The organism is Erwinia sp., assembly GCF_031978025.1.
In the GTDB taxonomy this organism is placed as follows: Bacteria; Pseudomonadota; Gammaproteobacteria; order Enterobacterales; family Enterobacteriaceae; genus Erwinia.
This window is the reverse complement of record NZ_DALZCD010000045.1, coordinates 7,298-20,076: the sequence shown is the minus strand read 5'-3', so window position 1 is coordinate 20,076 and position 12,779 is coordinate 7,298. Positions and strand designations below refer to the sequence as shown.

The window sequence follows — 12,779 nt, the reverse complement described above, 5'->3', positions numbered from 1 at the left end:
CCTGAGCATCATTAACGGTATCTAACGCATATTTTAAAGAGTATTCCCGTTCTTTCAGGTAATAAATATAGGTTTTCAGTTCCGGAAACAGCCCATCCACTCTGTAACGTAAATCGCTGAAATTGCTTATCTTGTTTTGGTAAAATGACACCATTGACTCACTAATCAGGCCGACCGCCTCACCGTTAGCGATAAGCGAGATATAGTCATAAATATCATCGACAATAATCACCTGGGCCGTAGGGCAAACCGTCAGGATTTTAGCGTGTGCATTTTTTACATAGTGCTCGTAGAAGCCATTAGTGGGAATGATAATGGGCGTGTTTTTTATATCGCTAAGCTGGGTAGTGGAGGAGTTTTTAGAATATAGATAGCAGGCAGCTTCGCTAAAGAAATTCATTGATAAAATACCATTATCGGTGATCTCGCGATGAGAAATAATACCATGGATATCGCCGGAAAGTAGCGATTCTACTGAAGCCCTGCTATCGCAGGCACAATAAGAAACGCTTTCCGTTTTCTTCCGGGTTTTTACCAGAAGGTTGAATAAAAAAGGATTCAGGTTTTCGACACCTATCATCAATCCTCTGCGAATATGTAAGTTTGTTCTTTTCTGCGAAAAATAATCTTCAAGCTCGGTCATTTTATCGTAATGCGGCATTATTCTGTCGTAAAGTTCCAGCCCCTTTTTTGTCAGGGTAAAATCATGGTCAGTACGTGAAAATAATTTAAATCCCAGCTCATCTTCTAATATTTTTATCCGACGAGAGATAGGTGAAGAAGTGACAAATAATATTTCAGAAGCCTTCTTTAATGACTTCTCTTTTGCCAGCACAATAAAACATTTCAGATTAGATGACAGAAACATAAAACCTCCAAATCGTTTAACAACTGTTAACTTAGCGTAAATTTATGAAAAATATAGCATACTTACGAAAGCTCTGGAGGGGGTTAATTTACAAAAGATCAGGTTTTTTATGTTGTTAATCATGAAGATGCTAATTTTTACGCGCGCACATTAATTTTTAGAATTGTACGAAAAGCTTTCAGTTATTATCCTGCCACATCTAAAAAATAGAGCAAAAAATATGGTGAAATGCGCAATTTTTGGCGTGATCTTAAACCATTATTAAATGCAAGCCTGCAACCACCTAGAAAATGCAACCATCAGGAAATATATTTTTAATAAAGAGGCTTCAAATGAGTATTATTGGTAATAATAGCCAAGATAATTTAACAACCCACCAGGTGAAGTTAAATGAAATGGTCAGGAACTTAAACGTCCTCGATAAAGAGGGTAAAGTTATTGACTTCGAAAGAATTGAATATCTGGCTCATTCAGCAGAAGACGAAAATAACTTTTCGATGCTGAACTCTATTGACGAATTACGGGCGCATGAGCCTGCTGCACATGGCGAAGTGGTTATTGTGCTTTCTTATAGCGCGGGAACCGGCCACGGCGGCGGTATTTTTATCAGTGACTTTAACGATAAAACGGCACCTGAAGATGGGGGCATGACTATCGTCACCCGCAGAAATATGCGTTGGAAACGCTATATTACCGACCATTCGAGCGTCACCGTGGTCGACTTTGGTGCTATTCCGGATGGCAAAACGGACTGCCTGGCGGCGGTTACCCGTATGTGGCACTGGTCACGTATTATGGATCGTGAAACCAACATGCGCCCGCATGAAAACGTCGGCATTCGCTTTCCGGCGGGCAGCTTCTTTATCTCGAAATTTGATGTCTCCGGGCGGGAGGTCAGCCGTTTCCGTCTTTCTGGCGCGCACGTCAACTTTGGCTATTTCCCGAACACCCGCCTTTTTTCTGACCAAAAAAATGGTGAATATATGTTTACCGTCAACGCTCGCTGGAGCTATATCAGCGGCATTATCGTTAACGGCCAAAACAACACCAGCACTAAAGGCTTCTTTAAAAATATCATTCATGGTGGTCAATATCTGCGCGTATCCGGGATGCATTTTCTGGATATGGGCGGCCGTTCGCTGGACCTGCTTGATACGCTGGATTGCAAAATCGATCAGTGGTACGCCAACCGCTGCGCCGGAACCGTTATCTATGGCCGCTGGTCCGATCGCGCGGCAGGCTCCTGGGATCACCTGACGGCCATCGAGCTGAGCAACTTTAATATCCAGTATGGGATAAAGTCCGACATGATCGATTTGCCGCGTGCGACCCAGTGCGTACTGCATAATGGCTGGATTGAGCATACCGAATTCCCCGGCAACCTTTCCAATGGGCAATGGAAAATAAATGCGCTGAATCTGGAAGGCAATAAAAATCCACTCAAGTGTCATCACGCACGCATTATCTCTACCATGCTGAATGTGCATAATGGCGAGGGGATGGATCTCTCCGACAGCGGTGAGCGCTGGCTGTCTGCTTATGAAGAAGGACAGGTATTTATTGAAAACCATGGCGCACGCATTGAAGGTTCGCTGAACTATGAGTACATCACTTCTCAGGAACGCATGGATAACCGTCAGGATCGGGAAACCTGGTTTAAAGTAGGTGAAATTGAGATGCCGGAATGGACAACACAGCTGCAAATGCGCATTGTCGGTTCCTCTCAGTTTAATGCGATGCCGGAGACGCAAACTGACTTCACGTCACGTACGCCGGAAGGAGAAGCGAAGATCTCTATTCAAAACGTGAACGGCAGCTTTAACGCTTCGTGGGCGGCAGAAGGGTCATGTCCGGTGACACAGGTCAGGGTCAGATCGCTGGGCGGCAGCAGAGGGGAGGTTTTTGTTAAGCTCGCAAAATTCACCGGCTTCTGTATTGCTCTTCTTACCACTAACTGCCATGACCGCTTCTCGCGTGGCGTGCATTTTCGCTTTATTAAATCCTACACGCGGGTTTCTGCTGAACAAGCGACCGTGTTGGATGCCGAGCCGGTGACGGCATTTATGCAGCATTGGGAAGGATCGGATCGGGTTGGATTTGGTTACAACAATAATAACGATCTGATTATGCGCGGCCGGGTGGTCAGCACCGCTTCGGTTGGAGCGGCCAGGGAATGCCTGCGCGTAAGGGTTAACGGCCTGGATTACGCTATAGAACTGAAGCCGATAAACGGTTGATGCCCATTGTTTATCAACCGGCCTCTGGCAGACCCCGTTTGTTATCTGCGGCTCTTATACACAATAACGAAATGTAATTTTTTACTTCTTCCTCATCTGAACTCGCTTTACCTACGGCATTATTTTTTGCAATGAAAATAAATTAATACGCCGGTATGCACAGTTCAATAAATAATATTGAGGGGTCAGATTTATAGAGTTAAATAATAGCTAAACGCACAGCAATTAGTTTTAATATTCAAAAAGTAAATAAAATAAACAAATTCATTTACCTTAGGTTTATATAAAATATATCAAGCGTAAATAATTAAATTAATGCATATAAAACAATGGCTTTTCAATTTCTGCAATGCGCGAGTAATTATTGTGTTTGCCTGTTTTTATCGGGCAAATAAAATACATCCGTACAGCAAGAAATGATTTTGCTTGTCGAATACGCAATAAAAACATCTCACATAATAGAATATGCATCCTGAAAGATGCACAGGAGAAACCATGTCAGCTTCTAAGGATTTATGGGTACATCAGGGCGCCGAAAATCTTTCCGCGCAAAATAAAATCGTTATGGGATTCTGGCATAATTGGCCAGCCGAAGGCCCACAGGGCTATAAAAGAGGCCGTTTCCAGGAAATGGCGCTGTCAGAAATTCCTGTACAATATAACATTATCGCCGTCGCCTTTATGAAAGTGCTGGATGACAGCGATCGTATTCCGGATTTTAAACCTTATAAAGGTACGGATGCTGAATTCCGCAGCGAAATTGAAAAAGTCCAGGCCCAGGGCCGTAAAGTCCTGATTTCGATGGGCGGAGCTGATGCGCATATCGAAATGCACGCCGGTGATGAAGCGGCGCTGGCGGAGCGCATTATTGCGCTAAGCGATAAATACGGCTTTGATGGACTGGATATCGACCTGGAACAGGCCGCGATTACCGCCGCTGATAACCAGAAGGTCATCCCTGCAGCACTGCGCGTGGTGAAAGACCATTACCGTAAGTTCGGTAAAAACTTTATTATTAGCATGGCGCCAGAATTTCCTTACCTGACCGTAGGCGGTCATTACAGTCCTTACATCAACGGGTTGGAAGGCTATTACGATTATGTTGCGCCTCAGTTTTACAACCAGGGCGGCGATGGCGTCTGGGTGGCAGAGATCAGCAAATGGGTTGCTCAAAGCGATGACGCCAACAAAGAAAATTTCCTGTACTACCTGACTGAAAGCCTGGTGACCGGCACCCGCGGTTTCCTTAAAATTCCCAGCCAGAAATTTATTATCGGCCTGCCAACCAATAACGATGCGGCAGCAACAGGTTATGTCATCAATCCGCAGGATCTGAAAAATGCGTTGGCGCGCCTTGAAGCGGCGGGTCTGCCTGTCGCGGGTCTGATGACCTGGTCCGTTAACTGGGATGCCGGTTTTACCAGCGATAACGTCCCTTACAACTGGGAATTTATCCGTCGTTACGGCTACCTGGCCGGTGACGGCGTGGTGCCCGAGCCTACTCCGGAACCTACCCCAGAGCCTACTCCGGAACCTACTCCAGAGCCTACTCCGGAACCTACTCCAGAGCCTACTCCGGAACCGCAGCATGAACAGTGGCGCGCGGGTGTTCGCTATAGTGATGGTGCACGCGTTAGCTGGCAGTCACACCACTACCTTTGCGTGATGCAGCATGACTCTAACCGTTTCTGGACACCGGATGCCGCGACCTCACTGTGGCAGAGAATTGTTGATTTCCGCCTGACTTCAGGTTTTAAAACCTTCTCAGGTGCTTCGCTGCGTCATGGCCATATGGCAACACCTGCCTCACGCGCATACTTTGCCTGGCAGGAAGGTAAACTGAACGCGGGTCAGTTAAACCAGCGTGAAGCGGGTAAATTCTTTCCGGCAACCCAGAGCGGCCTGCGCGATACGGCAGCACCGGATGACAGCCCTAACGCCTTACCGCCGCGTGACGGCGAAATTGCCAGCGCCAATCAGGGCGATGGTCGTTTCCTGGATGAGCCAGGCACGCACTGGAAAAAGCACCCGGTAAATGCCAACGAAATCATGAAATTCGTCTGGACCTATACCGCGCCGCATTCCACTCGTCGTTATAACTATTTCATTACCCGTGAAGACTGGAATCCAAATCTGCCGCTGAGCCGCGCACAGTTTGAATCCACACCGTTCTTTAAAGCGGAGTTCACCGAGCAGCCGTTCTGGAGCCATGGCTCAACCCTGCGTCCGAGCGGGCCAACCACGCACGAAATTCAGCTGCCGCAGCGTAGCGGCTACCACGTGCTGCTGGCGGTATGGGAAGTTGCCGACACCGGTAATGCATTCTACCAGGTGATCGATCTGGATTTCGTCGGCAACGACAACGGTGGCGAAACCGCGCCTGCGGTGCCTGCGAGCCTGCATGCGACCGATATCAGCATCGACAGCATCTCGCTGGCCTGGAACGCATCGTCAACCGCAGGCGTCTCGTATCGTCTGTATCGTGATAACAACATGATCTTTAACGGCACCCAGCTGCGTTTTATGGATAACGGCCTGGCGGCCAATACCGCTTACCGTTACAGCATCAGCGCGGTCAGCGCGACGGGTAAAGAATCTGTTCGCAGTGAGGCTATTATCGTGACCACTAAAAATCCGGCCGCATCCATCACGCCGCCAACCGCACCCGTACAGCTGCACAGCATGGGCGTGACTGCCGACAGCGTGGCACTGATGTGGGGCGCTTCTGAAGGCAGCAACGCCATTGGCAGCTATATCATTTATCGCGAAGGTGATGAAATTGCTCGTGTAGCGGCTTCACAGCTGAGCTATACCGACCGTGGCCTGCGTACTGAAACCCTCTACCGCTACTTTGTCGCCGCCGTGGATGTTCAGGAGCTGCTCTCTGTACCGAGCAACGTGCTGAGCGCCACCACGCTGGCTAATGCCTCTGACGAAGACAACGGCAATGAAGACAACGGCAATGAAGACAACGGCCAGTATCCTGCATGGCGGCTGGGCGGCTCTTACACCGCGGGCGATATTATTACCCATCAGGGTAAAAACTGGGTTTGCATCCAGACGCATATTGCTTACGCGGTTGAGTGGGCACCAGGGCTGGCAGAAAGCCTGTGGGGTCAGGTGCGTTAATTGAGCTTTTCGGGCCGAAAGGAGGCGGCCCGTCAATAACGCCTGACGTACATTCACGTTGTTGAGCCGTCAGCGGCTTGTACAGCGTGATTTTTAATACGCTTTTACTGACTGAAGCGCGTATCAGAAATCACGCCGTCTTATCGGTAAAGAGTTGGCCAGCGCTCCCTGGGCTGGCAACGGGGGGTAACCAGTAAATTTATCATGAGAAACAGAATGAAAATCAGCGAAAAAGGTATCCGCTTTATTAAAGAAGAAGAGGGGGAAAAACTTACGGGCTATCTGGATTGTGTGGGGATCCCGACTATCGGCGTGGGCCATACCGGTAACGTGGACGGCGTAGCTATCAGTAAAGCGATGATTATTAGCGCCGAAAAATCCACCGAACTGCTGCACAAAGATCTGGCTGTAGTCGAGCAGGCTATTGCGAACGCTGTCACCGTGCCGCTAAGTCATCATCAATATGACGCGCTTTGCAGCCTGATTTTTAATATCGGCGTAACGGCCTTTGTTCATTCTACGGTGAGAAAAAAGCTGAACGAAAGGAAATATCAGGAAGCGGCAGACGCTTTTTTGTTGTGGAAAAGAGCGGGGAAAAAGGTCAATTTGCTGCTGCCGCGTAGAAAACGGGAATACGCGCTGTTTTTAACGCCGGACGGTCAGCGCTGAAGTTTTGCCTGGGTAGGGTGACTTTCCCGCTGATTTTCACCAGAGCGCCACATATTTTTAACGTCGCTGTCATTTTTTTCTGCCATGCTTGTATCCTTAAAGGCTATTCAGTTGTTGTCCGATCGGCGGGCCGATGAACGAGTCTGTCACTTTTACAGGAAAATTTATGACTTTGATTGCCAGCTTCAGCCACTCTTTTGCCGATTCGCAGCGCGCTTTCCGCCTTATTTTGAAAGCGATAAGCGAACCCGGTGTAAAAGTTACGCTGCCGCAAATCCCGGTATGGGGCAATGCTTCGCCTGCGGCAACGGCTATTCTGATGACGCTGGTGGATCGGGAAACACCGTTCTGGCTCGACAGCTCGCTCGGTGACGAAGCGATGCTGGCAAATTTACAGCGTTTCGGTGCCAGAACGGCGGCCAAAGCGGAAGCGTCGGTGGCACTGCTTCATGCCGCTTCTGATATCGCCATCGCGGAATTTTCGCCAGACAGCTGCTCGCCCGCCACCGTCATTATTGAGGTGCCGACACTGAGCGGCGGCCTGACGCTGCGCTTAAGTGGTCCGAACCTGAGGGAGTCCCGCGCCGTCGCGCCAAAACTGCCGAAAGCAGTTCTGCATTATCTGCGTGAGCGGGTGCACTCTTTTCCCCAGCCAATCGACCTGATTTTTACCTGTGGCGATCAGATGATGGCGCTGCCGCACACCACCAACGTCGTGGTCTGTTAACCGGCTATCTCCCACCACATTTTATTTAACGGGTAATAGCGGTCTTGCGGATCGGGCTGACGCTCCCAGGGTTTATCAATAATGTAATGAATATTCTTCACTTCAGGCAGGTGCCACATGGCGCTGTGCTGGAAGGGAAGGGTCTTCAGCGCATTATAAATGTAGGGCAGCGGCCGCCAGCGTTGGTGGTAGTAATCGTTAAGAAAATCCTGCTCGGCAAACAGATAGCGTGACAGATCCTTCACCTCGGCCAGCTTTTGCAGCATATCCTCATAAACAGCGCGATCCGGCGTCAGCACCAAAAAGCCCCCGTTCAGATAATTATCCACTTCCTCGGGCTGCTCCGTATGATCCACACCCCGGCAATAGCTATAGAAGCAGTTTTCCGGCGTCCAGCTTTTCGGGTAGCTGGGGATCTTATTGGGATTGCATCGGCAGGCGTGGCACGCGGCAATGCTCTCTTTAGCCAGCGTCAGAGCAAAGAGTTCATCCATGTTCTGCACCACCAGCATGTCCGCATCGAGAAAAACAATGCGCTCAAATTCTGTCAGCTGCCACGCCGCCAGCTTAGTCCAGACTTCAGAAAAGCGTGCATTGGCGTAGTGATGTGGCAGGCTACTGTCGGGACTGACCGGCTGCACTTCCCGTACCAGACAGCCTTGCTGCTCCAGAGTTTGCCGGCTTTGGGCGTCAATATTTTCCGTTACCATAACCACTAGGGGGTAACGGCTGCCGCTTTTTTTCAGCGAACGATTCAACGCGCTGACGCCTACCAGATAGCCCGGCTGCGTCAGCAGGGTTGCCCATGCCTTCATTGGCATTCTCCTTATTAATCAAACAGTGCTGCGGTAAACGCATTATCAAATTTGTGCTGCGGATCCAGCGTCTCGCGGACCTGCCGGAACGCTTGCCACTGTGGGTAAATTTCCGGCCAGCTGTACAGCGATTCGTCAAAATATTTGCCCCAGTGTGGCCTGCCGCCTTCCGCCGCCAGGACCTGCTCAATAGCCTGCAAAAAGCTGACGCCTTCTTCAGAAAGCGAACCGTCTTCGGCGTAATAAACGACAAAGCCAAAGAAACAGGTATCGACGCCGTAAGCCGGGCTTAGCCAACTTGCAGAGGGACCGGTACAACGCAGGATAATTGGATAGTGCATATGGGGCTGCGTGTCGCTATGCCAGGCTTTAATCTTGCGAATAACATCGCCCACGCGCGACAGCGGGATGCCGATCTCAACGTTGATCTGCGGCGTAGCAATACCGCGACAGAATACCTGGTAAACGTCGCCAGTGACGTCGGAGAAATCTTTAAAACGCGTGACGGTGCGGAACGGCTTGCCGTTTTCATCAACAATTTTGGTATCGCTACGCATATGCTGCAGTGTTTGATCGATGGTGTCATTCATCGCATCGCTGGTTTCTTCCTGCTTCACCAGGTCGTTATTATTGGCGTGATACTGCGCAATTTCTTCGCTATTGGCTTCACGAGCCGTCCATACGTGCACCTGATTTTCATTAGGAAACCACCACGCTTTGCTCAGCGCATAGTTATGGTTCCAGTCCAGAATGTCCTGCTCCAGCGTGTCGCCACTGACGGCGTTTTTATAACAGGTATAAACCAGGGATGGTCGTGTACGCAGCGTTACCTGGGTCACAATACCCAACGCCCCAACGCCGAGCTGCACGGCCGGGAAAAACGGATGATCGCGGTCAAAATCCGCCACGGTACCGTCCGCCAGCACCATACGAATACTCAGCGCCTCGTCGGCAATAGAGCTTTGCTGCAGGCCCTGGCCGTGGGTACCGGTCGCCAGCGCACCTGCCAGCGTCTGCGCGGCGATAACGCCGGGCGAAGAGGGCAGCATTTTGCCTTCGGCACTCAGGACTTTATAAATCTCATGCATGGGCGTGCTGCCTGCAAAGGTCGCGCTGTTGTCATCCATCGCGATTAATCCTCGCAGATGGCGTAGATCAAGCAGCGTATCGCCAGCCTCCGCCAGTTTGAGGACGCGGCCAGGCGACATTTTGTTGCCGATGACGCGGACTTTCCCACGACTGGCGGCAATCAGTCGGCAAAGCTCTTCTTCCGTTTCAGGGGCGCTGACGGCGTTGCGGTCGCCCAGCGTGGCGTTCTGCGCCCAGTTCATGATTTTGCCTTCTTCGACATCCGGCTGACGGCGTGGGTAACCGGCATTTTCGCTTGTCATTAGTAGCTCCTGGCGTAAGGCCTTTTAATAGATAACATGCGGGACGAACTTAAGGGGTTAACCTTAGTAAGCGTAGTTGAATCGCCCCGGAACAACAGCGTGACAGGGCTATAAAGTTGTACATCATATTTACTGGTTGTACAACTTTATGCGGCCGTGGGCCGCAGATAGCGCAGCGTGGCGTCTACCACCAGCTGGCGATTACGGGCAATGCTTTGCTGTTCACTTTCATTATTGCCAAACAGCGTATTGAAGGTGTAACGATTGGAGACGTTGTGCGTGCAGATACTGCTGATCAGGCGATGCACGTCTACCGTATTCACGCCCGGATCGAAAACGCCTTCAGCCTTGCCCCGTGTCAGGATCTCGTCCAGCACGTTAAGCGCGCTCTGGTTGAGGGCTTTAATACGTGCGGACTGGCTGATATAGCGTCCCCGCATCAGGTTTTCACTGCAGACCAGGCGGATAAAATCGGGATGGGAGAGATGGTAGTCAAAGCTGGCTTCTGCCAGCTTTTGCATCGCCAACAGCGGCGGCAGCTCGGTCAGGTTAAGCTGCGTTTCGTGCTGGCGAATAGCCTGATAAACCTGTTCCAGCACGGCCACATACAGGTTTTCTTTATTAGCAAAGTGATAGACCACCATGCGCTTGGTGGTGCCGGCATGGTCAGCGATCTGCTCCATGCGCGCGCCCTGTAAACCAAACTCGGCAAAAGTTGCCAGCGCGCCGGCAAGAATACGTTTCTTTAACCCTTCCGGGTCATTTTTTCGTTTAGCAAGTGCAGGCATAGCCAATCAGTTAGTCCGTCATCCAGAGCCTTTGCGGCTGAAGCGCACAAGAATACCATAAAAACCCTAAGCTGATTTTCGGGAAAGGTTGGAAGAAGAGCATATTTCCGTGCTGGCCGCACCTGCGGTTAAATCGACTTAACGCATCCACCCGATTGCAGGAGAAATTTATGTCCCGTTTGAAAAGATATTTTGCGGCTTTTTATGCCTGGTCTTCGCCATCCGCTTTGTCAGAAGAGACCGCCGGTCTGACTGAATCCCTGCTGCCAATGGGCCAGCTCTACGGCTTTGAGATGAGCTGGCAGCGGGCAAGAGGATATGGTGAAAAATAATCGCTATCGCCTGACGCTGCGCTACAGCTACTGGAATGAACTGTGCACTTTACCGTGCCGCGTATTCAGCAACGCGGCACCTTTTTTTAATGCAGCGGCCAGTGGCCAGCCAGTTCCAGCGCGGCATGGCGAATCGCTTCCACACTTTGCTCAAACTCTTCCGCCGTCATTTTTTCCAGCTCGTTAAAATATTCTTCTTTACCGTGCAGCGCAATGGCATGGAGCGCAGGCTGAAGGTGTTCCGGCAGCGCCGACCAGTCGCTTAGCGCCACGCCTTTCATATAACCGATGCACCACTCTTCAACAATAGTGACCTCAAGGTCTTCCTCGCTGCTGGTGCCGAACAGCGGTTCAAACTGCTCCGGGTACTCTTTCAGCCGTTCGGCGATATCATTCTGATGCTGCGCTACCAGCTCGCTAAAGCGCTGACTGTCGACTTCGTTCCAGAGCGGAAGATTATTTTCACCGCCCCAGATAATGGCCTGTAGACGTTCGTCAGAAACGGCATCCGGTGCAGAGAGCAGGGCGGTCAACAGCCCATCCAGTTCAGAGGCGTCAAGCACCGCATCGTCAGTGCCGTACTGCGCCAGAATATTGTCAAGCCATTCCAGCTCTTCAGCCGTTAAAGGTCCTTGTTGCATGTTATGCCCTCTTTTTTCCGTGGATTACTTTATGGAACGCTATTCTCAACGCCAGCGGCGTAAAAAGCCATCCTGTCAGCTCGATACCGCTAAAAAGCATCCTGCCTGCTGATAACCGGCGGACGCATTCAGACTCTGACAGCAATTATGGTTCCTTTATTGCAAACGAGCGGGGAATTTGTTGCGTGAACAGCGGTTACCGGGGAAGGGCGGCGGCATAACAGGAAAGAGTAAACTTTTGCATGAGTAGAGAGTCTGGAAGCGGGCCGGGACTTACCGCGCTGAGTGACATAACACTTTTTTAGTCATTTCAAAGAATTGCGGGGTTAACCGGTAGCCGCGGGTAGGGTAAGCTTGATGTGTCAGGCTTAACCATGCACTCATAGTGCACTCGCATGGCCACCAGTCAGGCAGACACTACGGCCTGGGATGCCAGGGTGAACAAGAGCATGTCGGCCGTGCAGGAACCCCTTACGTTGACAGGCCAGCCCGGCTGTTCAGCTTAATTATCAATATTATTTACTCATCAGTACAATCACAAGGTCTGCACAACAGTTGATAAAACTTTCCCTGCACCACAGTTTTCCTGCAGGCGACATAAATGTTGGAAGCACCGGGCAAGAGCTTCAACTGAAAAGTCATAAAGATAACAAGAACAGGAAAAGTTGCTGCCTGAGTAACGGGAGGAATGGCTGATTTTAAAGACAGGCATATATTGGGTGGAAACGAGGCCGTTATCAGACCTGTTAGTGCTTATATAATAAAAGCTGTCAGGTTTTAACCTGATAAAGAGAGGGTGACCCTCTTTCATTGATAAACAGCGTGCTGCATATAAGCAGGATGAATATTTATGTTTTACAACCAATACAGGAAGAGAGCCTCTGCCACCTATTTGTGGTCTGTCACGGGGTTAGGATTACGAGGGCAAGTTAATAATTTCGATGGCGGTATCGAAATTTTTCATTAGGGAAAACATCATCGTTATTCTATTAATATACAAGCCAGCAGAAACGTTAACACGGATCAGGATAAGTGCGGAAAACATCTTTCTGCACTGAAAATAACTTCGGAAAGATAATGGCTTTTATAGTTTTTCCAACCAGTTTCCTGAGAAAAAATCAAAGCAGAAGCAGAAGCAGAAGCAGAAGCAGAAGCAGAAGCAGAAGCAGAAGCAGAAGCAGA

General features: G+C 50.0%; 10 protein-coding genes. 5 read left to right on the top strand and 5 right to left on the bottom strand.

The window, feature by feature from the left end:
* Positions 1 to 868 (bottom strand): LysR family transcriptional regulator (locus RTK32_RS05645; protein ID WP_312042506.1); only part of this gene is annotated, 868 nt, incomplete at its 3' end.
* A 395-nt stretch (positions 869 to 1,263) separates the two neighbouring features.
* On the opposite strand from RTK32_RS05645, the gene RTK32_RS05640 reads away from it, so the two are divergent.
* From RTK32_RS05640 to phnH, 4 genes are all read left to right on the top strand, one after another.
* Positions 1,264 to 3,105, top strand: a complete 1,842-nt coding sequence (locus tag RTK32_RS05640) for a hypothetical protein (protein ID WP_312042505.1) — start codon at positions 1,264 to 1,266, stop codon at positions 3,103 to 3,105.
* 495 nt (positions 3,106 to 3,600) lie between these two features.
* Entirely contained in the window at positions 3,601 to 6,234 is a 2,634-nt protein-coding gene (locus RTK32_RS05635) for a lytic polysaccharide monooxygenase (protein ID WP_312042504.1), read from the top strand.
* A gap of 216 nt (positions 6,235 to 6,450) precedes the next feature.
* Positions 6,451 to 6,903 carry a lysozyme gene (locus tag RTK32_RS05630; RefSeq protein ID WP_312042503.1) on the top strand — a complete coding sequence of 151 codons (453 nt, stop codon included), beginning with the start codon at positions 6,451 to 6,453 and terminating at the stop codon, positions 6,901 to 6,903.
* Between the two features lie 166 nt (positions 6,904 to 7,069).
* Complete coding sequence (gene phnH / locus RTK32_RS05625; protein ID WP_312042502.1) at positions 7,070 to 7,630, top strand: phosphonate C-P lyase system protein PhnH; 561 nt, start codon at positions 7,070 to 7,072, stop codon at positions 7,628 to 7,630.
* On the opposite strand, the gene RTK32_RS05620 is transcribed toward phnH, so the two are convergent.
* From RTK32_RS05620 to RTK32_RS05610, 3 genes are all read right to left on the bottom strand, one after another.
* Positions 7,627 to 8,445 (bottom strand): glycosyltransferase family 8 protein, encoded by an 819-nt coding sequence (locus tag RTK32_RS05620; RefSeq protein ID WP_312042501.1) that lies wholly within the window; start codon positions 8,443 to 8,445, stop codon positions 7,627 to 7,629. The two genes, phnH and RTK32_RS05620, sit on opposite strands and share 4 nt — an antisense overlap.
* 14 nt (positions 8,446 to 8,459) lie before the next feature.
* Positions 8,460 to 9,836 carry a D-arabinono-1,4-lactone oxidase gene (locus tag RTK32_RS05615; RefSeq protein ID WP_312042500.1) on the bottom strand — a complete coding sequence of 459 codons (1,377 nt, stop codon included), beginning with the start codon at positions 9,834 to 9,836 and terminating at the stop codon, positions 8,460 to 8,462.
* Positions 9,837 to 9,982: 146 nt separating this feature from the next.
* Positions 9,983 to 10,624, bottom strand: a complete 642-nt coding sequence (locus RTK32_RS05610; RefSeq protein ID WP_312042507.1) for a TetR family transcriptional regulator — start codon at positions 10,622 to 10,624, stop codon at positions 9,983 to 9,985.
* A 170-nt stretch (positions 10,625 to 10,794) separates the two neighbouring features.
* Between RTK32_RS05610 and RTK32_RS05605 the strand changes: the two genes are divergently transcribed.
* Positions 10,795 to 10,956, top strand: a complete 162-nt coding sequence (locus RTK32_RS05605; protein ID WP_312042499.1) for a hypothetical protein — start codon at positions 10,795 to 10,797, stop codon at positions 10,954 to 10,956.
* An 86-nt stretch (positions 10,957 to 11,042) separates the two neighbouring features.
* Here the strand turns inward: RTK32_RS05605 and RTK32_RS05600 are convergent, their stop codons facing one another.
* Positions 11,043 to 11,597 (bottom strand): UPF0149 family protein, encoded by a 555-nt coding sequence (locus RTK32_RS05600; RefSeq protein WP_312042498.1) that lies wholly within the window; start codon positions 11,595 to 11,597, stop codon positions 11,043 to 11,045.
* Between the last annotated feature and the right edge of the window lie 1,182 nt (positions 11,598 to 12,779).